Here is a 25,076-nt window from a genome sequence, read left to right on the forward strand (position 1 = left end):
GTAGTAAAACATGACAAAAACTCATACATGCAAGTTCCACGCCGTTTCCTTCCATCGATCTCCGCCCTGCGCGCTCTCGAGGCACTCAGCCGACTGGGCAGCGCCTCTGCCGCCGCAGAGGAGCTGGCCCTAACACAGGGGGCTGTAAGCCGGCAAATTCAATCACTTGAAAGGCAATTGGGGACGACCCTTGTCCAACGCGACCGCAAAAAACTGCACTTGTCGCCAGAAGCTGAAATATATGCTGGTGAGGTCCGTCAAGCGCTCAACATGATCGCGCAATCGACGCTTCGTGTCCAATCAGCTCCGTTGGCCGGGACGTTGAACCTGGCCATCCTGCCGGCTTTTGGGATGCGTTGGTTGATGCCGCGCCTGCCGGAATTTTCGCGTCACCATCCGGATGTGACGATAAACATGACAACCCGCTTGCAACCGTTCAACTTTGCCAGCGAACCCTTTGATGCAGCTTTGCATTTTGGGAAAGCCGAATGGCCGGGCACCCAAAGTTTGCTTTTGAAACATGAACAACTTCTGCCCGTCTGTGCACCAGAGCTTTTGCCCCAGACGGTGCCCGTTGATCCAGTAGATATCCTCAGAATGCCGCTTCTGCACATCCAGACCCGTCCTGAGGCTTGGCAGGATTGGTTTAAATCAAAGGGTATCAAACCACAGGTGCAGGAGTTGGGTGGCACGATGTATGATCAATTCTCAACGATAACACAGGCTGCCCTGCATGGGTTGGGGGTGGCTCTGATGCCAGATTATCTGGTGGAACAAGACCTTGCCACAGGCAGACTGGTGGCGCTGCAGTCGCAAGCCACGGAAACCGGTGGAGCCTACTATCTGGTTTGGCCCGATGCCAAATCCCGTGACCCTGCCTTGCAGAAATTTTGTGACTGGCTTCGCGGTCAAGCCCAGCCCGAAGACCCACTGCCACGCTGACAATTTGAAAGATCTTTGATTTGGGGAGATAAGCGAATAAACAAAGGGCTCCTGTGAGAGCCCCTTATTGTGTGTTTCAACCCAGTGCGTAGCCAGCACCGCGCACAGTCCTAACCGGATCTGGACCGCCAAACTGCGTCAGAGCTTTGCGCAGACGGCCGATATGGACGTCGACGGTGCGGGTATCGACATAGATATCGCGGCCCCAGACACGGTCCAACAACTGCTCGCGGCTCCAAACACGGCCAGGTTTTTCCATGAATGTCGACAGCAGGCGAAATTCCGTAGGCCCCAGCTTCAAAGCTTGATCCGATCGGCTGACTTTGTGAGTTTCCGCATCCAGAATGATATCATCAAATTCCAGACGCACCCCGACAGTCGACGGGCGTACCCGGCGCAACTGCGTGCGCACACGAGCCATCAATTCGATCACTGAGTAGGGTTTGACCACATAGTCGTCGGCTCCGGTTTCCAGGCCGCGTACCTTATCGACTTCTTCCGAGCGTGCCGAGAGCATGATGATAGGGATATTGCGGGTTTCAGAACGCGATTTCAGGCGGCGACACACCTCGATTCCGCTAAGATTGGGCATCATCCAATCCAGCACGATTATATCCGGCATGTCCTCATCCACCAGAAGCAGGCCTTCCTCGCCGTTTTCCGCCTTGATCACGCGAAATCCGTCCGCCTCAAGATTATAGGCCAGGACTTCGCGCTGCGCCAATTCGTCCTCGACAATCAGGACTGTGGGCTGATCGGCAGCCATAGGTCAGACCTCCTGCTGAATGGAGGAGGTGGTGTCGGCCTTTGGCCGCTCATCTTCGGGACGGTTTCCTGTCACCAGGTAAATCAGCTCTTCCGAGATCGAGGTCACATGGTCGCCCATACGTTCGATGTTTTTTGCGATGAAGTGCAGATGCATACAGGGGGTAATGTTGCGCGGATCTTCCATCATATGCGTCAGGAATTCACGAAACAGCGCATTGTACATCTGATCCACTTCGGTGTCGCGGGCGATCACATCAGCTGCCAGTTCAACATCGCGCTGAATGTAAGAGTCCAATGCGTCTTTCAGCATTAGCTCGACCTCGCGGGCCATGCGACGCAGGGCGGCTGCACTTTCTGATGTATCATGTCCCTGGATCAGCACACCTGTGCGTTTGGCGATGTTTTTTGCATAGTCGCCAATACGTTCCAGGTTACCGGCAATTTTCATCACCGACAGAACAAGGCGCAGGTCGACGGCAGCTGGGGCACGAATGGCAATGACCCGGGCGGCATCTTCGTTGATCATCTCTGCTAGACCATCAATCGCAGCATCCCCGGCGCGTACTTTTTGCGCTAGTTCTTCGTCACGGGTTTCAAGTGCACGGGCTGAATCTATGATGGCCGCCTCGACCAACCCACCCATTTTCATGATCTGGGCCTGAACCGCTTCGAGGTCCCGATCAAAGGCTGAGGTAATATGTTGTTCTACCATTGTTTTATCCAATTCGGGGCTTAGCCGATCCGGCCAGTAATATAGCTTTCGGTGCGCGGATCTTCGGGGTTGGTGAAGATCTGACCTGTGGGACCAAATTCGACCAGGTTTCCAAGGTGGAAAAAGGCAGTCTTTTGGCTGACACGTGCGGCCTGCTGCATCGAGTGGGTTACAATCACCACCGAATAGCTGGCACGCAGTTCATCGATCAGCTCTTCGACCTGCGCTGTAGCAATTGGGTCCAGTGCTGAACAGGGCTCATCCATCAACAGAACTTCGGGTTCGGTGGCAATGGCGCGTGCAATGCACAGGCGCTGTTGCTGACCACCCGAAAGACCGGTCCCGGGCGCATCAAGACGGTCTTTCACCTCTTCCCAGATTGCCGCACGACGCAGGGATTTTTCAACGATCTCTTCGAGTTCGGCCTTATTCCTGGCCAAGCCATGGATGCGTGGACCGTAGGAAACATTGTCGAAAATCGATTTCGGGAAGGGGTTGGGTTTTTGAAAAACCATGCCAACCTTGGCGCGAAGCTGCACCGGATCAACTCGTTTGTCGTAGATGTCTTCACCGTCCAGCAGAATATCACCGGTCACCCGACAGATATCAATTGTGTCATTCATCCGGTTGAGACAGCGCAGAAAAGTCGACTTGCCACACCCCGAAGGGCCAATAAAGGCCGTAACAGTGTTGGCTTCGATCTTGACGTTAACGTCTTTGATCGCGTGGGTGTCGCCGTAGTAGACATTCACGTCACGCGCGGCGATCTTGGTTGTCTTTGTTTCCAAGGTTCTATCCATCACATTCATTGTGTTCATAGCCTCGCCTCCAGTTACCAGCGGCGTTCAAAGCGGCGGCGCAGGATTACGGCCACTGTATTCATGGTCACAAGAAAGACCAAAAGGATGATGATACCGCCCCAAGCACGTTCGTAGAACGCAGGGTCGGCGCGTTTTGCCCATTCATAGATCTGCGCCGGCATTGCGGAATTTGGTGCGAGCAGGCCATCGGCAATGCTTTCCGGCGCGTTAGAGGCAATGAAGCCGACCATACCGATAAGCAACAGCGGTGCGGTCTCACCCAGGGCCTGTGCCAAGCCGATGATGGTGCCAGTCAGAATGCCGGGGGCTGCCAAAGGCAGAACATGGTGGAACACCGCCTGCATTTTAGAGGCACCCACGCCGAGAGCCGCATCCCGGATCGACGGAGGCACAGCCTTGAGCGACGCCCGGGTCGAGATGATGATGGTCGGCAGCGTCATGAGGGTAAGTACCAGACCGCCCACCAGGGGCGCAGACATCGGCAGGTGCATATAGTTGATGAACACGGCCAGGCCAAGGATACCGTAGACGATCGAGGGCACCGCCGCGAGGTTTGCGATATTCACCTCGATAATGTCCGTCATCCAATTCTTTGCAGCAAATTCCTCGAGATAGATCGAAGCAGCAACGCCGATCGGCAGCGCCAGGGCAAGAACCACCAGCATCATGAAGAGGGAGCCGAGCATGGAAACTCCCATGCCTGCGGCTTCTGGGCGCTGGTCTGAGGCGTCAGAGCCAAGGATGAAATCGAGATTGAAGGTTTTTTCCAACACTCCGGCCGCAAGCAACTCATCTGCAAGATCAAGTTGTTGTGGCGAGATGTTCTTGTCGTTTTCAATGCTGTCGCGGCTGACGCGCCCCTTCAGGTAGCCGTCAACACGGCTTTGCGCCAGAAAGCGAAACTCGACAGTTGTGCCAATATGTTCTGGGTTCTCCAGTACATAGGCACGCAGTTGTGCCACCGCATTTTTGGATAGAAGAGCAGCCATCTGTTTCGATTTAAGATCGGTTTCGATACCCAAATCCTGAACAGCCTGCTGCATCGCAGCCTTCACAATTGGTGCATAACCAAAGGTTGTAACCTTCTTGATATCTTCAAGATTTCGGTTGCCCTTTTTATCCAGCTTGGCTTCCAGAAGCTCCACTTTCAGGGTGATGAAACTTTGCTGAAATGCGCCAGTGCCACGGCTGACAATGGTTGTCACCAACACAACCAACATCAGCAGACCAACGGCGATGGCAGAAATACCGTAAATCTTGAAACGCTTCTCGGCAGCGTTTCTCTTTTTCGTTCTGTCACTAAGGGTTAGAAGAGAGTTTTGACCTGCCGGAACGGGCGTCGGGGATTGGCTGAGATCGGTCATTAGTCGTACTGCTCCCGATATTTGCGCACGATATATAGCGCCAGGACATTAAGCCCCAGTGTGAGGACAAAGAGGGAAAGACCCAGGGCAAAAGCCACCAGTGTTTCCGGGCTGGCAAAATCAGTATCCCCGGTCAGCTGACTGACGATCCGGGTGGTGATTGTGGTCATGGATTCAAAGGGATTGCCCGAGAACTTGGCAATGGCGCCTGCCCCCATCACGACGATCATTGTCTCGCCAATGGCGCGTGAGGCCGCAAGGAGGATTGCCCCCACGATACCCGGCAGCGCGGCCGGCAGAACCACCTGACGCACGGTCTCGGATTTGGTGGCCCCCAGTCCCAAAGACCCATCGCGCAGCGCTTGTGGTACCGCATTAATAATATCGTCCGACAGGGAGGAAACGAATGGGATCAACATGATACCCATAACAACACCCGCTGTCAGAACCGAGGTCGCTCCGCTCATCCAGGTAAGGCCAAAAACACCGTTTTCTCCTTGGCCAAACAGCTTGAGCAGCAAGGGACCAACTGTCAGCAGGGCAAACAAACCATAAACAATGGTTGGGATGCCGGCGAGAATTTCCAACAGTGGCTTGGCAAAGGCCCGTACGGTCGACCCCGCATATTCAGACAGGTAGATCGCAGCAAATAGCCCGACCGGCACGGCCACCATAAGCGCAATGGCCGAGATATAGAGGGTGCCCCACAACAAAGGTAGAATGGAGAGTTCACTATCACCACGGAAGTTGGGCGCCCAAGTGGTTCCAAAGAAGAAGTCCCGCCAATTATGCAGGCCAAAGAAGTTCATAGTCTCAAAAAACATCGACAGCACGATACCCACAGTGGTGAGGATCGCCAGCGAGGCCGCCAAGACCAACAGTGCCATCACGCCCCGTTCAACAACGTTGCGCGCCCGAAACTCTTTGTCCGAGTTCCGATAGGCCAAGAAAAATCCGACCAGCGCAGACAGGACGGCGACCACCGTCATGAGAGTGGCGCCGCTACTGGAAAGCTGCCGGTAGCTTTGCGCTGCTTCCAGGACCTCCGGGCGGACTTCAGAGCCCAGAGCGACACCGACAGCCCCAAGGTCTGAACGAATGTCACTGGTCGCACTGTCCAGTGCAAAGGATTGTTTTTGCGTAAGAAAGCTTTGGTTCACCGCTTCATCCAGCCCCTCGGCCAAGCGACGCACATCGCTCATGACCAGGCTGAGGCTGGTGTTTTCGGGGATCGACGTTTCCGGGATCAGCGCAGATACCCGGTTTTCGATCACAATAGGTTGCACCAGCAACCAAATCGCCAGAATGGCCAGCGCAGGCACGGCCGTGCTCATGGCGACATTGGCACCATAGTAGTTTGGCAATGAATGCAGGTTGCGCGGGTTTCCCCCGGCAGATGCGAGGGCGCGGCGCCGCCCCATCGCAAAGCCGAGCGCGGAAAGCGCAAGCAGGAGAACAACAAGCCAGAAAGTCGGCATCAAAAGCTCCGGTGTGTCAGCGGCGGTGTGTCAGCGGCGTTTGAAAGAAGTTCGGGGTGAAGTTAGAAAAGTTGGGGCGGAAGTCCCGCCCCAACTCTATTTAGCCATTGGGGGCTATATTCAAGAATTGCCGCCCATGGTGGCTTCGGCTGCAACCGCTTCCTGAGTTTTAACCAGCTCAGGGTCGGCAACCAGACCATATTCGGACAGCGGGCCGTCGGCGCCGGCAACTTCATCGGAGATGAAGAATTCAGCATATTCCTTCAGGCCTGGGATGACGCCGATGTGGGCTTTCTTCACGTAGAAGAACAGCGGGCGCGATACAGGGTATTCGCCGGTTGCGATGCTTTCGGTCGAAGGCACGATACCGGACATAGTTGCGACCTGCAGCTTGTCGGTGTTGTTCTCGTAGAAGGCCAGACCAAAGACGCCGATGCCGTCTTTGTTGCTTTCGATACGGGCCAAGGTCTCGGTGTAGTCGCCATCAATGTCGACCGAACGGCCATCGGTGCGCAGCGAGATACAGGCTTTTTCAGCAGCTTTTTTCTGTGCTTTAGGAGTGTCGCCCTCGGCGTGGGCCAGCAGGTGCTCGAATGCACCGGTGGCTTCGCAACCGGCCAGGATCACTTTGTCTTCAAACACTTCACGGGTGCCGTGCTTGGTGCCAGGAATGAAGGCCTGGATGTCCTGCGCGGGGAAGGCTGGGTTCACGTCGGCCCAGGTCTTGTAGGTGTTCGCAACCATTTTGCCGTCAACCAGAACTTCGTTGGACAGGGCCAGGAACCAATCGGTAGGCGTGAAGGCAAAATCGTTGCCTTTGATGTCGGAGGCAAAAACGATGCCATCATAACCGATGCGAACTTCGATGATGTCAGTGACACCCGCTTCGGCACAGGCTTTGATTTCTTTGTCTTTGATTTTGCGCGACGCATTGGCAACGTCGATAGTGTTTTCACCAAGACCTTCGCAGAACCGCTTGAGGCCAGCGGAAGAGCCGCCGGATTCAACAACGGGTGTCGGGAAGTCGAAGTTTTCACCAAAGGCTTCGGCAACGATCGAAGCATAGGGCAGAACAGTCGAAGAACCCGCAACCTGAACCTGGTCACGTGCAGAGGCAGCAGTCGCTGATACAGCGGCGATGGTCAGGGCAGAAGCGGTCAGTTTCATAAAGGACATTGGTGTCTCCATGAGAGATTAAGATGTGTGACCATCTGCGTGATGATCATGCGCCCCTCGTAAAAGGCTGTCATGAGGCTTTTGTGACGCTTGTGTAACAGGCGTATGACAAAAGCTGGGGTGGGACAAAATTTGTCACAAAAATCATGATCAGCGTTAACGACATTCCAGTCGGGGCCACGGGTCTGCGGGTTTGTTCCGATGATCTTCGCCACTATTTTCACGGTGGATTTGCAAGATTCAAGCGTCAGGACCTGGGATCCAGTCCAAAGTGAGGTGGGTAGCAGTCAACAGAACGCCCTAAAATAGCCTATCACATGCACCACCACTCGGCCGCTATGCGTCGCGTCACAGCTGTATAGGCGGGTGTTGGTCTATTCACTGGCACAACGGCAAGAGGACGGTAAAACAGGATCCCTCGCCTATCGTGCTTTCGACCCGGAGACGGCCACGGTGGCGATTGATGATATGTTTGACGATCGCAAGCCCCAGCCCGGTTCCCCCAAGTTCTCGCGAACGGTGACTGTCCGCACGGTAAAAACGTTCTGTCAGCCGTGGCAGATGGATCGGATCTATCCCTGGCCCATTGTCGCGGACCTGAACACGGGCTGCGGGGGCTCGGATCGATGGATCCCGGTCCAAAAGAGTCAATGTCATCTCTACCCGGGTGCCGCCATATTTGATCGCGTTTTCAACCAGGTTGATAAAGACCTGCAGCAACTGGTCCGCGTCGCCCATCACTGTTACGGGCTCATCTGGGGCATCAAAATGCAAGGTGACACCACCAGCTTCTGCAAGAGGCTGCATCGTTTTGAGCGTCGAGGAGAGATGCGCAGTCAGATCCAACTGTTCCTTGGGTCGAATACGCTCCTTGCTCTCAACACGGTTGAGAGAAAGAAGATCCCCTACTAGACGGTTCATCCGGCTGGCTTCACCTTCCATGATTGACAAGAACCTGTCGCGTGCCGCGGGATCATCCCGGGCCGCACCACGCAGGGTTTCAATGAACCCCATCAGCGCGGTCAGGGGCGTTCGCAGCTCATGGCTGACATTGGCCACAAAATCCCGTCGCATCTGACTGGCCTGCTCGCGTTCTGTTACATCGGCGAAACTGATCAGGGCCGCACCACCTTCGACGGCACCAATGCCGGGAACATAGCGCAGCGTGACCTCATAGGTCGTGTCCTGCGCCCCGTCATTTGAAAGATGTCGCGCCGTTCTGGAGCTGCGGTCCTCCAGGCATTTTTCGATCGCCCCGGTCACACTGGGCTGCCTCAGAATAGTAGCAAAATGGCGTCCAATGATATGTTGCCCCAACAAGGCCCGCCCGGCCGAATTGGCACCGATAAAACGTTCGGTCTGATCTATCAGCACCGAGGGCAATGGAATCGCCTCAAGAAACCCGGTGATAACGTCTTGTTTCATCGTAACTTCCCCTGAAAATCAGCTCTGCGATACACCGGCAACTCATTTGAAAACGCATCCGGCAATCCGCCTCTCCTATCAAGGGAATGTAAACACGATGTGGCAACCATGAACACATTGAAGCGGAACCGCACTGCCCCGCCCAGGCGCACAACGGGTTGAAACTGGGCGGGAACCGGGCGGGCTCAGGACTTATACCAAGCTCAGATTTCGCGCATCTCCTTCCGAAAGCGGCGCATGTTCTCTTGATAGTGCAAGGCGCTCAGCGTGAGGTTTTGCGCCTGTGCCTTTGACACCTCGCGCACAACTTTTCCCGGCGCACCCATGACCAGGGAATTGTCAGGGATGACTTTGTTTTCGGTGATCAGCGCCCCTGCCCCGATCAGGCAGTTCTTGCCGATCTTGGCCCCATTCAGAACCGTCGCCCCCATACCGATCAGGCTGTTTTCCCCGATGGTGCAGCCATGCAGCATGACCTTGTGGCCAATGGTGCAATTCTTGCCAACGGTCAGCGGAAAGCCTGCATCGATATGCATGACCACGTTTTCCTGCACATTGGCGCCTTCACAAATGCGGATCTCTTCATGATCTGCGCGCAGGGTGCAGCCAAACCAGACCGAAGCTCCGGCCTCAAGAACCACCTGACCGATCAGATTGGCATCAGGGGCCACCCAGGTGTCTTCGTGCAGTTGGGGTTCATGTTTTCCAAGGGCATACAGGGTCATGACATTTCCTCAAATTCACTTTGCAGCAAGCGGACGTGATCCAACAGACCGGGTTGCTGGATCCGACGCAGACGCGTAGCTGTGATGATAGTTTTCAGCGCCGCTTCTGTGGCATCGAGATCGTCATTGATCAACACATGGTCATAGCTGCCCCAGTGGCTGATCTCGTCCCAGCTTTTCTCCATCCGCCGTTTGATGGTTTCCGCGTCATCCTGACCGCGGCTTTCCAGCCGGCGCCGCAATTCAGTGATCGAAGGTGGCAACAGAAAGATCGAAAGCGTGTGCTGGCCAAGTTCGGAGTTGCGGATCTGCTGGGCCCCCTGCCAGTCAATATCAAACAGCACGTCCTGTCCGGTCTCTATGGCAATGCGCACCGGCCCTTTGGGAGAGCCATAGAAATTGCCAAAGACATGGGCATGTTCCAGCATCTCGTTTTCGGTCACGGCGGTTTTGAAGTCATCCACCGAGACAAAATGGTAATCCTGCCCGTTCACTTCGCCGGAGCGCGGCGTGCGCGTCGTAGCCGAGACAGAAAAGGATATGCTGTCATCCCAGGCCCGCAGCCGTTTTGCCAGGGTGGATTTGCCTGCCCCCGAGGGCGAGGACAGGATGATCAAAAGACCACGCCGATCTGCCATCTCGTTTTCTCCTTTGGTGTTATTCAATATTCTGCACCTGTTCGCGCATCTGATCGATCACTGCTTTCAACTCTAGCCCAGTCGAGGTCAAGTCACTGTTGAGCGCTTTTGAACACAGAGTATTGGCCTCGCGGTTGAACTCCTGCATGAGGAAATCCATTTTGCGCCCGACTGCGCCACCATTTGCGAGCAGCGCTTCTGCTGCCTCGATATGAGCGCCGAGCCGGTCGATCTCTTCGGTGATGTCAGATTTCACCGCCAGCATCGCCAGCTCCTGTGCGACGCGATCCTGATCGGCACCTTCTGTGTTGTCCATGACCTTTGCAAGATTGGCCTTCAGTGCGGCCGCGACCAAGGGTTTGCGCGCCTCGGCCTGATCCGCTGCCTGTATTCGCAGGGCGCGCAACTGGTCCAATTGATCCGCAAGAATTCTTTCGAGCGCTGCCCCTTCGGCTTCACGCATCTGAACGAATTGCGCCAAAATGGTTTCGAATTCCTCTACCAGGACCGCGACCAGCGGTTTTGGATCATCCTCGCTGACAGATTGTTCCAAAACGCCACGGATGGACAAAAGGTCAGCCGCTGAGGTGACAGACAGGTCAATACCCGCCGCCTGTGCGGTGGCTTCCGTTTCCGCCAAAGCAGCCAAGACTGAATGGAGCAAAGGCGTGTTCAGTGTCAGCGTAGCGGCACCTGCTTCGGTACGGTTGAGACGCAGCCCAAGTGAGACGTTGCCACGCGCCAGGGATTTGCTGAGCTTGGTGCGCAGCTGTGCCTCCAACCCCTCCAGCCAGTCCGGTACCCGCAGGCGCAGATCCAACCCCTTGGCATTGACCGAGCGCATCTCCCAGCTCCAGCTATGGGCGCCCAAAGTCCCCTGACCCGAGGCAAAGCCCGTCATGCTTCGAATTTTCATTAAATCGGCCCTTTTCCGGTTACTTGGCATCACGCGACAGGGCTCCTAGAGGTTCGACAGCAGTGCAGACTGACGCAAAAGGATAGGTCTCTAACCCAAGGCATTAACCATTGCTTTATAATTTAGTCCAAATTTGAATAATATTATGGCATGTTAACTGCAAGGTAACCATCTAAACGGTACAAATAAGGCAGTCGCCAGATTGCTTCGAGTACCGAGGGCCATGAGACAAATCAACGGCCCGATCAACGGAAGGATAAGCACATGTTTTTTGGCGGCAGCAAAAATACAGAGCAGGACAAGGGACTCGGCAAGGTGGTTCCCATGAATAAATTCCGTACCAATGTACCGGTCTCCGCAATGCGTCAGGCCGAGGCTTACTGGACAGCGCTGCGTCGCGGTGATGATATTCCAAACCGGTCGCAAATTGATCCGCGCGGGCTGGAGAATATCCTGTCGCAGACCTTTATCCTGGAACGTGTCGCACCCGGCATCGCCCGCTTCCGTCTGGCCGGTCAAAAGGTCAATGAAATGGCCGGCATGGAAGTGCGCGGCATGCCAATCACAGCTTTTTTCACTCCAGATGCCCGCAAACAGATGAGTGCCGCACTCGAACAGATGTTTGAATCCCCCGCCATTGTCGAAGTCGAGCTGCAGACCGAACCTTCCCGGCTTCGCGGTCGACGCGAGGCACGCATGCTTCTTCTACCTTTGCGCAGTGATCTGGGCGATGTCAGCCGCGCACTGGGAGTGTTTATCTCCGAAGGCAACCCAACCAGCACGTCGCAGCGCTTTGGGATCTCCTCCATCGAGATGCGTTCGGTCGCAAAGAGTGCTGATGATACAGAATTCAAAGCCAAGCCACGAGGCGCCGACACACCGAATACAGATGTGCCAAACACCAAAGCGCCAAACGAGGTGAACGCAGACTTTGCAGAATTGCAATCTCGTCTGGCACCAGAGAAATCCATCTTGCAAGAAGCACGGACCCTAGCCGAACATAAAGCTGAGCATAAACCAGCAAAGCCCGCACGCGACACATCTCGCGCCGATGCAAAAAGCAAAGCAAAATCGTCTCATCTGCGCCTTGTGGTTAGCCGCGACTAGCCCTGCCCGATGTTGAAAATTTTAGATTATTTCTAGTCTATTTGGTCATAGCTAGAAACCAGCGCCCCGCGGAAGAAATCCCGGGGCGTTTCCCTTTTTGCAGCACATTGATTCCTGTGCAACGACGCCGGCTCCTCCCAGGCACTCAAAACAGGCCTGAAATCGCGACGAATGGCACAACCACTGACAGATCGAGCCGCGACAGCTTGGACATAGAAAAACCGCCCCGGCACACCGGAGCGGTTCTTCATCTTTGCAGTTCAAACCCGGTATCAGCCAGCTTCGGCCTGACGCGCCATGCGTTTATTCCGCAAGACTGACAGCTCCTCAGCAACGAGAAAGGCCAGTTCCAGCGATTGGCTGGCGTTGAGGCGCGGATCACAGGCAGTGTGATAGCGATCACTCAGGTTTTCGTCAGTGACTGCACGCACGCCACCGGTACATTCGGTCACGTCTTGGCCGGTCATCTCAAAATGTACACCACCTGGCGTCGTGCCTTCGGCGGTATGTACGGCAAAGAAATCCTGAACCTCACGCAGAACACTTTCGAAAGGCCGGGTTTTGTACCCTGTCGACGATTTGATGGTGTTGCCGTGCATCGGATCACAAACCCAGGTCACATTGGCGCCTTCTTCAGCTACTGCCTTGACCAGACGTGGCAGGTGTTCGCCTACATTTCCGGCGCCAAAGCGGGCGATCAGCGTCAGACGTCCCTCTTCGTTTTCCGGGTTTAGACGTTCCATCAGCACTTTCAAATCATCCGCACTGGTGGTTGGGCCACATTTCATGCCGATGGGGTTCAAGACACCGCGGCAGAATTCGACATGCGCTCCATCAGGCTGACGGGTGCGATCACCAATCCAAAGCATGTGACCAGACCCCGCGAGCCATTTCCCGGAGGTCGAATCCAGGCGTGTCAGGGCCTCTTCATATTCCAGCAGCAAACCTTCGTGGCTGGTGTAGAATTCGACCGTCTGCAAAGCATGAGAGGCGTCATTGTTGACGCCCGCCGCCTTCATGAAATCCAGCGTGTCGGTGATGCGATTGGCCATCTCGCGATATTTTTCAGCCTTTTCACCCTCGGTGAAGCCAAGCGTCCAGGCATGCACCTGGTTCACATCTGCGTAGCCGCCTGTGGAAAAAGCTCGCAACAGGTTCAGGGTCGCGGCCGCCTGCGTGTAGGCCTGCAGCATCCGCTTGGGATCCGGCAGCCGCGAGGATTCGGTGAAACCCAGATCATTGATGATATCGCCGCGGTAGCTGGGCAGCTCCACCCCATCAAAGGTTTCTGTGGGCGCGCTGCGTGGCTTGGCAAACTGGCCGGCCATGCGCCCAACCTTGACCACAGGAACCTTGGCGCCATAGGTCAGAACCATCGCCATCTGCAGCATCACCTTGAAGGTGTCACGAATGGCGTCGGCGCTGAATTGTTCAAAGCTTTCAGCGCAGTCGCCGCCTTGCAGCAGGAATGCTTCGCCGCGACCGGCCGCTGCCAGATGCTGCTTCAGGCGCCGCGCTTCACCGGCAAAGACCAGTGGCGGATAATTTGAAAGCTGCGCTTCTACGGCCTCGAGGGCCGCGGCATCGGTATAGTCGGGCATCTGTACACGCGGTTTGTTGCGCCAGGCCGATTTTTGCCACTCACTCATAGCTTTTCTCCGCTTAAGAGGTCTTAATAATAGAACGGAAGCCACCTATACAAAACCGCGCTCTTTCTGACCAGTTCAGATTTTCCATTGTTGGTTTCGAATTGCGGCCACTTGACCCGGCGGCAAACCTGTGAGCACGGTTTTTTGTAACTCACGCGGGGCTGGCCTTTTCAGGGCCTCTCCCGGTGCATTCAAATTTTGCCAAGGATGTGCCCCATGCAAACGCAACGAAAGCCGACCGAACCGTCCAAAGCTGTCGGTCAACCCAAAAGATATGTCTTTGTTCTGTTGAACAAATTCTCGATGCTCTCGTTTGCATCCGCAGTGGAATGCCTGCGTATTGCCAACCGGATGGCAGGCCGTGAAGTCTATTGCTGGACCCTATTGGGTGAAGCTGGCGAAAACGTGACCTGTTCTGCCGGCACCACCTTCGCTGTTGATAGCGAATTGGGGGATTTGCAGCGGGATGACACTATTCTGGTCTGCGCCGGCGTCGAGGTGCAAAGCGCCACGACCAAGAAACTTCTTGCCTGGCTGCGCCGCGAAGCACGCAAAGGTCTGACCGTCGGTGGGCTCTGCACGGCCTCCTACACCCTGGCCAAGGCCGGATTGCTGGACGGCAAACGCGCGACCATTCATTGGGAGAACATCGACAGTTTTGCCGAGGAGTTTGAAGACGTCACCCTGACAAAATCCGTTTTTGTAGTTGATAACAATCGCCTGTCCACTGCCGGCGGCACGTCATCCATCGATCTGATGCTCAAGTTGATTGCCAATGATCATGGCGAAGATCTGGCAAATTCGGTTGCAGATCAGCTGATCTATTCGTCTATTCGAACTGATCAGGATACCCAGAGGCTTTCGATTCCGACACGGATCGGGGTGCGCCATCCGAAGCTTTCGATGGTTATCCAGATGATGGAGGCCAACATCGAAGAGCCGATCAGCCCGTCGATACTGGCGCAGGATGTGGGCATGTCAACGCGCCAGCTGGAGCGTCTGTTCCGCCGCTACCTGAACCGCAGCCCAAAGCGCTACTATATGGAACTCCGTCTGCAAAAAGCACGAAACCTGTTGATGCAGACCGATATGAGCGTGATCAACGTGGCGCTGGCCTGCGGTTTTGCGTCGCCTTCGCATTTCTCCAAATGCTACCGGGCCCACTATGACACCACCCCTTACCGGGAACGCGGCAGCAAATCTGGAACATCGTGATTGAATCATGCAAACCGCAGCCCCCTTTCAGTGCGTATCTGGAGGGGGCTGTGGGCGGCCTTAGGAAGGCTATTCTCTGGAAATGCAGCGCTCATTTTCTAGTGCACACCTGGCAACAGGAGGCCTATATGGCCCAGATACCAAGCCAGGAAACCACGGCTGAATTCCCCCCATCAAAATTATAGAATCACGCCCACCTGATAATCAACTGCGCGTGCCCCCTTTGTGGTTCGCTGAGTGGTTCGCTGACAAAAAGCGGCTCAATCCAGTTCAAAATCGCCCTGAGCTCAAAAGTGGGTTGGTTTTCGACTGCTTTCGAGAGGACAATCTTGTCCCAGCAGGGCTTTCATGCCGCAAATTTCTGCCAATCAGCCTCTCGAATGCGGCAAACACTCATAAGATACATGGAAGACGCATGGAAAATGCCATTGCCTGCTTCCCCTGTGCCTCTCGAACCTGTAAATGCTCTGCCGCATTAGATCGGCCAGCTTGGCTGGTCCAACAACAGGGACAGGCCGCACAAAGGGCGCAGCTTCGGGCTAAGAGGACTTTTCTTTTTTAAGCTCCTTGCCTAGGGTCCAATATGAACATGCTTGTTCCAATAAATGGGAGATACCAGATGAAAAAATTGATGATGGCCACAGCGGCCCTCGCCCTGACTGCTGGCACCGCCTATGCGGGTGGCCACGCCAAGGAAGTGAAACTCGGCGTTCTGTTCGGCTTTACCGGCCCGATTGAATCGCTGGCGCCCGCCATGGCATCCGGTGCCGAGCTGGCAATGGAAGAAGTCACCAAATCCGGCAAGCTGCTGGACAGTGCAACCGTGACACCGGTGCGTGCCGACACCGGCTGTATCGATAACGGTCTGGCCGTTGCCAATGGTGAAAAGCTGATCGCAGAAGGCGTCAACGGTATCGTTGGTGGTGACTGCTCCGGTGTGACCGGTGCTATCCTGCAAAACGTCGCCATTCCAAACGGCATGGTCATGGTGTCCCCTTCGGCCACCTCGCCTGGTCTGTCCACTATGGAAGACAATGGCCTGTTCTTCCGCACCTCGCCTTCTGACGCGCGTGAAGGTCAGGTCATGGCAGAGATCCTGAAAGAGCATGACGTTCAGTCGATCGCCCTGACCTATACCAACAACGATTTCGGCAAGGGTTTGGCGGATGCGATCAAGACCTCGTTTGAGGCCCTGGGTGGTGAAATCACCATCGTTGCTGCGCACGAAGATGGCAAAGGCGACTATTCTGCTGAGGTTGCATCCCTGGCATCCGCCGGTGGTGATATCCTGGTTGTTGCCGGCTATCTCGATCAGGGCGGTCTGGGCATCATCCAGTCCTCGCTCGACTCCGGTGCCTTCGACACCTTCGGTCTGCCCGGTGGCATGATCGGTGACAGCCTGCCAAAAAATGTTGGTCCTGACCTGAATGGCTCTTACGGCCAGATCGCCGGTTCCGACAGCAAAGGTGCTGAAATCTTCGCGGCTCAGGCCAAAGAGCTCGGCTTTGACGGCACGTCTGCCTATGCGTCTGAATCTTATGACGCTGCTGCGCTGATCATGCTGGCGATGCAGGCTGCAAACTCCAAAGATCCAGCCGACTATGGCGCCAAGATCATGGATGTTGCCAACACACCAGGCGAAGAAATCAACCCGGGTGAACTCGGCAAAGCGCTGGAGATCCTCGCGGCTGGTGGCGACATCAACTATCAGGGTGCCACTGGCGTTGAGCTGATTGGCCCCGGTGAAAGCGCTGGTTCCTACCGTGAAATCGAAGTCAAGGATGGCGCCAACGTCACTGTACGTTTCCGCTGATCTCACTCATTTGAGATCTATCTAGTAACGACCAGCCCGGGTAACCCCCGGGCTGTTCCAAATTTAAAAGCCGCAAAATAGTGGCAGGGGATAAATGATATGATCGTCGTCGAGGACTTGCACAAGCACTTCGGCGGGTTCCACGCGGTTGACGGCGCCTCGCTCGAAATCGCCAAGGGCTCCATAACCGGTTTAATCGGGCCAAATGGCGCGGGAAAAACTACTCTTTTCAATGTGATCGCAGGTGTTCTTCCACCCACCTCCGGGCGGGTTACCATGGATGGTGAAGACATCACCGGCCTGCCCCCACATGAGCTGTTTCACAAAGGGCTGTTGCGCACCTTCCAGATTGCACATGAGTTTTCATCTATGACCTGCCGCGAGAACCTGATGATGGTGCCCGGCGCGCAGTCGGGGGAAAGCCTGTGGAACACGTGGTTTGGCCGCAAGCGCATCGCCGACGAGGAGCGCGCTCTGCGCGCCAAGGCCGATGAGGTGTTGGAGTTCCTGACCATTAGCCACATCGCCGATTTGCGGGCTGGCGAAGTTTCTGGCGGACAGAAAAAACTGCTGGAACTGGGCCGCACCATGATGGTGGATGCCAAGATCGTCTTTCTGGACGAGGTCGGTGCCGGGGTGAACCGGACCCTGCTCTATACCATTGCCGATGCGATCAAGCGCCTGAACGAAGAGCGTGGCTATACCTTTGTGGTGATCGAACACGACATGGAGTTCATTGGACGCCTCTGTGACCCGGTGATCTGTATGGCAGAGGGTAAGAAGCTGGCTGAAGGCACCCTTGATGAGATCAAAGCCAATGAACAGGTTATTGAAGCCTATCTTGGTACCGGTTTGAAAAACAAAGACAAGTTGGAGAAATCCTGATGGGTGTGCATGCTGAGGATTGGGGCTCTGCCCCCGCCGCTACGCGGCTCCCCCGGAATATTTCCAGAAAGATGAAGGAGGGAGGCGCGCATGTCTGAACCCTTTTTGATTGGTGACAGCATGACAGGTGGATACGGCAAGGGGCCGGACATTCTGCATGACTGTACCATAGCCGTGAACCCCGGCGAGATTGCCGTAATCGTTGGCCCAAACGGGGCTGGCAAATCCACCGCCATGAAGGCCGTCTTTGGTATGTTGAACGTGCGATCCGGAACAGTGCGGCTGGGCGGTGAAGACATCACCAGCCTGTCCCCGCAGGACCGGGTGATCAAGGGCATGGGCTTTGTGCCGCAAACCAGCAATATCTTCACCTCGATGACGGTGGAAGAGAACCTGGAGATGGGGGCGTTTATTCGCACCGATGATATTTCGGAGACCATGGAGCAGGTCTATGAGCTGTTTCCTATCTTGCGCGACAAGCGCGCGCAGCCGGCAGGGGAATTGTCAGGTGGTCAACGTCAGCAGGTGGCCGTGGGCCGCGCGCTGATGACCAAACCCAAGGTGCTGATGCTGGATGAACCCACCGCAGGGGTTTCCCCCATCGTGATGGATGAGCTGTTTGACCGCATTATCGAGGTGGCCCGCACCGGCTTGCCGATCCTGATGGTTGAGCAAAATGCCAAGCAAGCGCTTGAGATCGCAGACAAAGGCTATGTCCTTGTGCAGGGGCGCAATGCCTATACCGGCACCGGACAAGAGCTGCTGGCTGATCCCGAAGTCCGCAAATCTTTTCTGGGGGGCTGATCGATGGATTTTCTTAACGCCATTGTGGCGCTTACCAACTTTGTGATGATCCCCGCCGTGGCCTACGGCAGCCAACTGGCGTTGGGTGCACTTGGGGTGACGCTGATCTACAGTATCCTGCGATTTTCGAACTTTGCTCATGGTGACACCATGGCATTTGGCACCATGATGACCATTCTGGTGACCTGGCTGTTTCAGTCCTGGGGTATTAACCTCGGACCATTGCCAACAGCGCTGCTCGCCCTGCCCTTTGGCATTCTGGCCACAATGGCGCTAGTTCTGGTCACGGATCGCACCGTCTATCGCTTTTACCGCGACCAAAAGGCCAAACCGGTTGTCTTTGTCATGGTCTCGCTTGGCGTGATGTTCATGATGAACGGGCTTGTGCGCTTTATCATCGGGCCCGGTGATCAGCGCTTTGCCGATGGCGAACGGTTTATCATCAAGGCGCGTGCCTTTAAGGAAATGACGGGCCTGCGCGAGGGCCTCGCGATCAAAACCACCCAAGGCATCACCGTGGTGACTGCCATTGTGGTCGTGGCGCTGTTGTTCTGGTTCCTCAACAAGACCCGCACCGGTAAATCCATGCGCGCCTATTCCGACAATGAAGATCTGGCGCTGCTATCCGGTATCAACCCGGAACGCGTGGTGATGTACACTTGGCTGATCGTCGCCACTTTGGCGACCATAGCCGGGGTGCTCTATGGGCTCGACAAAAGCTTCAAGCCTTTCACCTATTTCCAGCTGCTGTTGCCGATCTTTGCCTCTGCCATTGTTGGTGGTCTGGGTAGTCCCCAGGGCGCCATCGCAGGTGGGTTTATCATCGCCTTTTCCGAAGTGACCATAACCTATGCCTGGAAAAAGGTGCTGCGCTATCTGATGCCGGACAATCTGGATCCGGACGGGTTGGTGCAACTGCTTAGTACGGACTATAAATTCGCGGTTTCCTTTGCGATCCTTATCATTGTCCTTCTGTTCAAGCCTACAGGGCTCTTCAAAGGGAAATCGGTATGACTGACACCATGAAACACAGCCTGATGTTTGTCGCTGTCGGCACGCTGATCCTGCTCGAAGGCCTCACCAACTGGAGCTTTTTCTCAGGGTCCTGGAACTCTTCACTGGTCATCCTCAACATGGGATTGATTTCCGCCATCATGGCCCTCGGCGTGAACCTGCAATGGGGTTTTGCCGGCTTGTTCAACGTCGGCATCATGGGCTTTACCGCCCTGGGTGGACTGGCCGTGGTTTTGACCGCCACGCCCCCTACACCTGGCGCCTGGAGCGCTGGTGGTCCGGGTGTCATCATGGCTATGGTCATGGGCGCGCTGACGGTTGTATCGGCCGTAGCCGTAACCCGAATGCTGCCCAAAGGGCGCATGCGTGGTCTGCTGATGCTGGCCATTCTTATCATCGGTTTCGTAATTTACCGAGCCCTGTTTGACCCCGCGATCGGCGCGATCGAGGCGATTAATCCTGCGATCAGCGGCAATATTGGTGGTCTTGGCTGGCCGGTTATCTTGTCCTGGCCTGTTGGCGGGCTGTTGGCCGCCGGGGCTGCTTGGTTGATTGGCAAAACAGCACTTGGCCTGCGGTCGGACTATCTGGCCATTGCAACGCTGGGGATTGCCGAGATCATCATCGCCATCCTCAAGAACGAAGACTGGCTGTCGCGCGGTGTGAAAAACGTCGTCGGCCTGCCACGGCCTTTGCCTTTTGAGGTTGATCTGCAGAATGATCCAGCCTTTGTGGAGCGCGCAGCAGGGATTGGCCTGGATCCGGTTCTGGCCTCCACGCTCTATGTGAAACTGGGCTATGCGGTTTTGTTTTCTGTTGTTCTGCTTGCGCTGTTGTGGATGGCACAGATGGCATTGAAAAGCCCTTGGGGCCGAATGATGCGTGCCATTCGTGACAATGAGGTTGCCGCACAGGCCATGGGCAAAAACGTCACCAAGCGCCATTTGCAGATTTTTGTTCTTGGCTCTGCCATCTGTGGCATTGCCGGTGCGATGATGACCACATTGGACGGACAGCTCACGCCAGGGACCTATAACCCCTTGCGGTTCACCTTCCTGATCTGGGTGATGGTGATCGTAGGCGGGTCTGGAAACAACTTTGGCTCAGTGCTGGGTGGTTTCCTGATCTGGTTTCTCTGGATCAAGGTTGAGCCGATGAGCCTGGAGCTGATTGGCCTGCTGACATCCGGCATGGGCGAAGACAGCTTTTTGCGTGGACACCTGATGGAAAATGCCGCCCACATGCGCCTGTTCACCATGGGTCTTATCCTGTTGCTGGTTTTGCGGTTTAGCCCGCGCGGGCTAATACCCGAAAAGTAAAACTCTGCAGTATCGCAAAGAAAAACGCCGCCCCAGTGATGAGGCGGCGTTTTTGTTTTGTCGCAGGCCTGAGGTTAGCGCCCCTTGAACAATCCCCCCAGAATGCCGCGCACGATACGCCGTCCGGTGGTGCCTTTCAGCTCTTTGATCACCGCTTCGGACATGGCCGAGGCGAAGCTTTCCTTAGGGCGATGGCGGCGCGATGAAGACCGTGGGATGCGAGAGCCGGAATAGCGCCGTGCCGCGTTAAATTCGCGGGCCATGGGTTCGGGCGCCTCCTCTGCTGCCTGCTCGGCGGTTTCGGCTTCCTGGGCTGCTGCTTCGGCACGCTTGGACAGAATTTCATATGCCGAATGGCGATCCAGGGGTTTGTCGTATTTTCCAGCCATATCAGAGCGTTTTAGAAACTCTGCCCGCTCGGCCTTGGTGATCGGCCCCAGCTGACTGCTGGGCGGACGGATCAAAGTGCGTTCCACAATGCCGGGCACTCCTTTTTTCTGCAACATTGAGGTGACGGCTTCGCCCACTCCAACCTCACGAATGGCATCGGATGTCGAAAATCGCGGATTTTCTCGGTAGGTCTCTGCGGCGAGCTTAAGGTTCTTGCGATCCTTGGCAGTAAAAGCGCGCAGCGCATGCTGGATACGGTTGCCGAGCTGGCCCAGAATATCCTCGGGCACATCAGCCGGGTTTTGCGTGATGAAATAGATCCCAACCCCTTTGGAGCGGATCAGACGCGCCACCTGTTCTACCTTGTCGACCAGAACCTTTGGGGCATCATCAAACAGCAGGTGTGCTTCGTCAAAAAAGAACACCAGTTTGGGTTTGTCCGGATCCCCAACTTCGGGCAATTCTTCAAACAGCTCGCTAAGCAGCCAAAGCAGAAAGGTTGCATAGAGCTTTGGCGAGGCCATCAACTTATCCGAGGCCAGAATATTAACCATGCCACGCCCCTGGGCATCCCGACGCATCAGGTCAGACAGCTCCAGCGCGGGTTCGCCAAACAGATCGGCAGCCCCCTGATTTTCCAATACCAGAAGGCGGCGCTGGATAGCTCCAACAGAGGCCGGCGAGACATTGCCATAGCGCAGCGACAGCTCGCCCCGGTTTTCACCAATCCACACCAAAAGCGACTGCAGATCTTTCAGATCCAGCAGTGGCAGGGCCTGTTCGTCGGCAAGGCGAAAGGCGATATTCAGAATGCCTTCTTGTGCCTCGCTCAGCTCCAGCAATTGTGACAACAACAGCGGTCCCATTTCCGCGACCGTGGTTCGTACTGGGTGGCCCTGTTCACCAAACAAATCCCAAAAGGTGACTGGGCAGTCATGATAACTATAGCTACCAAAACCGATCTTTTCGGCACGGCTGGCAAATGCCTCGTGCAGCTTGTGCGCCGAGCTGCCTGCCTTGGCCAGCCCTGAAAGATCGCCTTTGACATCCGCCATGATCACGGGAACACCAGCCTGCGAGAAGCTTTCCGCGAGGATCTGCAATGTCACCGTTTTGCCAGTTCCTGTCGCACCGGCAATCAGGCCGTGGCGGTTGGCATATTTAAAGCTGAGTTCTTGCGCCTGCCCGTAGTCTTCGCCGCCGCCGCCAATGAAAATCTTATCCGTCATTTTGATCCCTTGTTCTGTGTCGGATTCTGTGTCCGAATTCTAAGTTCGGCCCTTTTCTCTGATCTTGGTCCCAGCCGACCGGTGCTACTCCCGGCATATTACTCTGCCACCGCAAGGGGGCAACCACCGCGCTGGAGGGGCTAAAGACAGCACTTTTCTTGAACATACATCGTTAACCTCTTTGTGCGATATACATAAGTGCCCGCCCTCTCATTACGGAGGTGTCGGCGGGCATTTCCTCCCTGTCAGACTGGCCGTGCCTTGGGCACGGCCTTTTTTTGTGCGCTGATACTTCTGTAAAAGCCGGTCTACAGCCCAAAATTTCTACAAATAGAAATGAATGCCGTGCGTGTGACGCGCAAAATGCTCCGAATAACCAGGAAAGCGGCCAAGTGTCACATTTTTTTGTTATTGCTTGTTGACCAACGCACGACCCTTTCGTACCTTCCTTCTCAATAACTAAGTCGGCCAGTCCGACGGGGAGAAACGACACAGAAAAGGAAACCTCCGGGTTTCCTTTTTTGCTTTTATACCAAGGATTTCTATTCTGGCGGATCGGATCAACAATTCCCCGCCGATCGCGGTATAATGACCTGACACCCGTTTCAGGCCATGTTAAAGCCATAGCCAATGACCTGCGACAAATGAGGCAATCATGATCAAGTCCCTGACCCCGATCACGCTGGCGACCCTGCTGGCCTTGACGACGCCCCTGGCGGCCCAGGAAAGCGAAACGGCTCAGACAGGCTCCACTGCTGAAGCAACAGGCCAAGCCGGAGGATCTACCGCAGACCAAGTGCTGGATCTTGGCCAAACGGTCGGAGAAACCGAACCACAGATTGGCGACCGCTACGCCAAAGAAACCCACGGTGACTGGGATCTGGCCTGTGTCCGGACCGAAAACGGCCAGGACCCCTGTTCCCTTTTACAGATCCTTAAAGACCCAAACGACAATCCGATGGCAGAATTTTCGCTTTTTCGGATCGCCCCAAACGGTGGCCAAGCAGTGGCCGGCGCCACGATCATTGTGCCACTTGAAACATTGCTTCCGGCCGGTATTTCGATCTCGATCGATGGTGCCCCCGCTAAGCGGTACAACTTCCGATTTTGCGCACCCATTGGCTGCGTCGCGCAGATCGGCCTGACCCAGGCGGATATCGATGCATTCAAAAAGGGCAGCGAAGCCAAAGTCTCCCTGCGCCCAGAGGCAGCACCGGATCAGCTGGTCGAAATGCCAATGTCGCTGAAGGGGTTCACTGCCGGGTTTGGCGCCGTGGACGTTGTTCAACAGTAATTGGCGGAGCACATCGTTCTCTCTCATTGCAAGCACAAAAAGGCTCTCACATTCTGAGGGCCTTTTTTGTGTCATGAGCCCGGCCTGTATGAAAATGTGTGGCAGGGCCAAAGGTGGCAGATTGGTCGAAAAAACTCTACGAAACGGCGGCAGGGGCGTTTTGTGACTAGACGCGTCCCAGCGCCAGCACGGCGTTCAATCCGCCAAAGGCAAACGCATTGGACAGCGCGACGGATACCTTTGCCTCGCGCGCTTCATTTGGCACCACATCTAACGCACATTCCGGATCAGGCTCTTCATAACCGATGGTTGGCGCAATAACGCCATCCTTCAGCGCCATGATACAGGCCAACAGCTCAACCGCGCCGGTGCCGCCAATCAGATGGCCATGCATGGATTTTGTCGAAGACATCATCAACTGATCCGCGTGCGGTCCAAAGACATCTGCAACAGCGGCACATTCGGTTTTGTCGTTGGCTGCGGTGCCGGTGCCATGGGCGTTGATATACCCGACCTGTTCCGGATTGATCCCGGCATCCTGCAGCGCACCCGATATCGCCCGTGCCGCTCCCTGCTTACTTGGCATCACAATATCCGACGCATCCGAGGTCATGGCAAAACCGAGTACTTCGCATAGAATTTCGGCCCCACGCGCGCGCGCATGATCATAGTCTTCAAAAACAAAGATACCGGCACCCTCACCCTGAACCATGCCGTTGCGGTTGGCACTGAAGGGGCGGCAGGCGTCTTTTGACATCACCCGCAACCCTTCCCAGGCTTTGACACCGCCAAAACACAGCATAGATTCCGACCCACCAGTGACCATGGCTGGACTCATGCCGGAGCGCACCATCTGAAAGGCCTGCGCCATGGCGTGGTTCGATGAGGCGCAGGCGGTAGAAACCGTGAAACTTGGCCCCTTGAGATTGAATTCCATCGACACATGGCTGGCGGCGGCGTTGTTCATCAGTTTTGGAACCACAAAGGGGTGCACCCGGTTCTTGCCGTCCTCATAGACGGACCGGTAATTGTCGTCCCAGGTCGACACGCCACCTCCGGCGGTGCCCAGAACCACGCCCGATTTGGCCGCCAGTTCACCGTGGAATTCGATCCCCGACTGGCTGATGGCTTCCTTGGCTGCTGTCAGGGTGAATTGCGTGAAGCGATCATACAGGCTCATCTGTTGCCGGTTGAACCGGCCTTCGGCCTCAAAACCGCGGACCTGACCGCCGATTTTGATCGCCAGGCGGTCCACATCACGAAACTCGAGCGCGCCTATGCCACAGCGCCCCTCGCGCATGGCTTCATAGGTCGCGTTCACCGAATGCCCAAGGGCATTTATGGTGCCTGCTCCGGTGATCACAACGCGCTTCATCTGAAATACTCCCAGGA

At 55.6% G+C, this 25,076-nt stretch carries 22 protein-coding genes; 9 read left to right on the plus strand and 13 right to left on the minus strand.

Translation table 11 applies throughout. From position 1 onward, the window contains the following. The first annotated feature begins 27 nt into the window (after positions 1-27). On the plus strand, positions 28-942 hold the full coding sequence (locus PH5382_RS12880) for a LysR family transcriptional regulator (protein WP_058334802.1): 915 nt from the start codon (positions 28-30) through the stop codon (positions 940-942). A 76-nt stretch (positions 943-1,018) separates the two neighbouring features. Here PH5382_RS12880 and phoB read toward each other — a convergent pair whose 3' ends face one another. From phoB to PH5382_RS12930, 10 genes are all read right to left on the minus strand, one after another. Further along, entirely contained in the window at positions 1,019-1,708 is a 690-nt protein-coding gene (phoB, locus tag PH5382_RS12885; RefSeq protein WP_058334803.1) for a phosphate regulon transcriptional regulator PhoB, read from the minus strand. 3 nt (positions 1,709-1,711) lie between these two features. Next, positions 1,712-2,422, minus strand: a complete 711-nt coding sequence (phoU, locus tag PH5382_RS12890; protein WP_058334804.1) for a phosphate signaling complex protein PhoU — start codon at positions 2,420-2,422, stop codon at positions 1,712-1,714. A 20-nt stretch (positions 2,423-2,442) separates the two neighbouring features. Next, positions 2,443-3,240: a phosphate ABC transporter ATP-binding protein PstB gene (gene pstB, locus PH5382_RS12895; protein WP_058334805.1), complete on the minus strand. Its 798-nt coding sequence runs from the start codon at positions 3,238-3,240 to the stop codon at positions 2,443-2,445. 14 nt (positions 3,241-3,254) lie between these two features. Then, positions 3,255-4,607: a phosphate ABC transporter permease PstA gene (gene pstA / locus PH5382_RS12900; protein ID WP_058334806.1), complete on the minus strand. Its 1,353-nt coding sequence runs from the start codon at positions 4,605-4,607 to the stop codon at positions 3,255-3,257. Beyond that, the gene (gene pstC, locus PH5382_RS12905) at positions 4,607-6,085 is read right to left on the minus strand and encodes a phosphate ABC transporter permease subunit PstC (protein WP_058334807.1); all 1,479 of its coding nucleotides are present in this window, start codon (positions 6,083-6,085) and stop codon (positions 4,607-4,609) included. Before pstC ends, pstA begins: the two co-directional genes overlap by 1 nt. 120 nt (positions 6,086-6,205) lie before the next feature. Next, on the minus strand, positions 6,206-7,261 hold the full coding sequence (locus tag PH5382_RS12910; RefSeq protein ID WP_058334808.1) for a substrate-binding domain-containing protein: 1,056 nt from the start codon (positions 7,259-7,261) through the stop codon (positions 6,206-6,208). A gap of 378 nt (positions 7,262-7,639) precedes the next feature. After that, entirely contained in the window at positions 7,640-8,686 is a 1,047-nt protein-coding gene (locus tag PH5382_RS12915; protein WP_058334809.1) for a sensor histidine kinase, read from the minus strand. 203 nt (positions 8,687-8,889) lie between these two features. Then, on the minus strand, positions 8,890-9,411 hold the full coding sequence (locus PH5382_RS12920) for a gamma carbonic anhydrase family protein (RefSeq protein ID WP_058334810.1): 522 nt from the start codon (positions 9,409-9,411) through the stop codon (positions 8,890-8,892). Next, positions 9,408-10,049 carry a guanylate kinase gene (gene gmk, locus PH5382_RS12925; protein WP_058334811.1) on the minus strand — a complete coding sequence of 214 codons (642 nt, stop codon included), beginning with the start codon at positions 10,047-10,049 and terminating at the stop codon, positions 9,408-9,410. The genes PH5382_RS12920 and gmk overlap by 4 nt, the downstream gene beginning before the upstream one ends. Positions 10,050-10,068: 19 nt before the next feature. Next, complete coding sequence (locus tag PH5382_RS12930; RefSeq protein WP_058334812.1) at positions 10,069-10,965, minus strand: YicC/YloC family endoribonuclease; 897 nt, start codon at positions 10,963-10,965, stop codon at positions 10,069-10,071. A gap of 264 nt (positions 10,966-11,229) precedes the next feature. Here PH5382_RS12930 and PH5382_RS12935 point away from each other — a divergent pair, with 264 nt between their 5' ends. Continuing rightward, positions 11,230-12,072, plus strand: a complete 843-nt coding sequence (locus tag PH5382_RS12935) for a PAS domain-containing protein (RefSeq protein WP_058334813.1) — start codon at positions 11,230-11,232, stop codon at positions 12,070-12,072. Positions 12,073-12,344: 272 nt separating this feature from the next. Here the strand turns inward: PH5382_RS12935 and PH5382_RS12940 are convergent, their stop codons facing one another. Next, positions 12,345-13,721, minus strand: coding sequence for a class II 3-deoxy-7-phosphoheptulonate synthase (locus PH5382_RS12940; protein WP_058334814.1), 1,377 nt, complete (start codon positions 13,719-13,721; stop codon positions 12,345-12,347). A 216-nt stretch (positions 13,722-13,937) separates the two neighbouring features. Here PH5382_RS12940 and PH5382_RS12945 point away from each other — a divergent pair, with 216 nt between their 5' ends. The 6 genes from PH5382_RS12945 (at position 13,938) to PH5382_RS12970 (ending at position 20,771) form a co-directional block, all read left to right on the plus strand. After that, positions 13,938-14,936 carry a GlxA family transcriptional regulator gene (locus PH5382_RS12945; RefSeq protein WP_058334815.1) on the plus strand — a complete coding sequence of 333 codons (999 nt, stop codon included), beginning with the start codon at positions 13,938-13,940 and terminating at the stop codon, positions 14,934-14,936. Positions 14,937-15,555: 619 nt separating this feature from the next. Next, a complete protein-coding gene (locus tag PH5382_RS12950; protein ID WP_058334816.1) occupies positions 15,556-16,749 on the plus strand; it encodes an ABC transporter substrate-binding protein in 1,194 nt (397 codons plus the stop codon). Positions 16,750-16,848: 99 nt separating this feature from the next. After that, the gene (locus tag PH5382_RS12955; RefSeq protein WP_058334817.1) at positions 16,849-17,634 is read left to right on the plus strand and encodes an ABC transporter ATP-binding protein; all 786 of its coding nucleotides are present in this window, start codon (positions 16,849-16,851) and stop codon (positions 17,632-17,634) included. Positions 17,635-17,724: 90 nt separating this feature from the next. Then, entirely contained in the window at positions 17,725-18,438 is a 714-nt protein-coding gene (locus tag PH5382_RS12960; protein ID WP_058334818.1) for an ABC transporter ATP-binding protein, read from the plus strand. Positions 18,439-18,441: 3 nt separating this feature from the next. After that, a complete protein-coding gene (locus tag PH5382_RS12965) occupies positions 18,442-19,452 on the plus strand; it encodes a branched-chain amino acid ABC transporter permease (protein WP_058334819.1) in 1,011 nt (336 codons plus the stop codon). Continuing rightward, positions 19,449-20,771: a branched-chain amino acid ABC transporter permease gene (locus PH5382_RS12970; RefSeq protein WP_058334820.1), complete on the plus strand. Its 1,323-nt coding sequence runs from the start codon at positions 19,449-19,451 to the stop codon at positions 20,769-20,771. The genes PH5382_RS12965 and PH5382_RS12970 overlap by 4 nt, the downstream gene beginning before the upstream one ends. A 74-nt stretch (positions 20,772-20,845) precedes the next feature. On the opposite strand, the gene PH5382_RS12975 is transcribed toward PH5382_RS12970, so the two are convergent. Beyond that, entirely contained in the window at positions 20,846-22,390 is a 1,545-nt protein-coding gene (locus PH5382_RS12975; RefSeq protein ID WP_058334821.1) for a helicase HerA-like domain-containing protein, read from the minus strand. 655 nt (positions 22,391-23,045) lie between these two features. On the opposite strand from PH5382_RS12975, the gene PH5382_RS12980 reads away from it, so the two are divergent. Next, entirely contained in the window at positions 23,046-23,684 is a 639-nt protein-coding gene (locus tag PH5382_RS12980; RefSeq protein WP_058334822.1) for an invasion associated locus B family protein, read from the plus strand. A 166-nt stretch (positions 23,685-23,850) separates the two neighbouring features. Here the strand turns inward: PH5382_RS12980 and PH5382_RS12985 are convergent, their stop codons facing one another. Next, on the minus strand, positions 23,851-25,059 hold the full coding sequence (locus tag PH5382_RS12985; RefSeq protein ID WP_058334823.1) for a beta-ketoacyl-[acyl-carrier-protein] synthase family protein: 1,209 nt from the start codon (positions 25,057-25,059) through the stop codon (positions 23,851-23,853). Positions 25,060-25,076 lie beyond the last annotated feature (17 nt).

The sequence above is a fragment of the Phaeobacter sp. CECT 5382 genome (assembly GCF_001457775.1).
GTDB lineage: Bacteria > Pseudomonadota > Alphaproteobacteria > Rhodobacterales > Rhodobacteraceae > Pseudophaeobacter.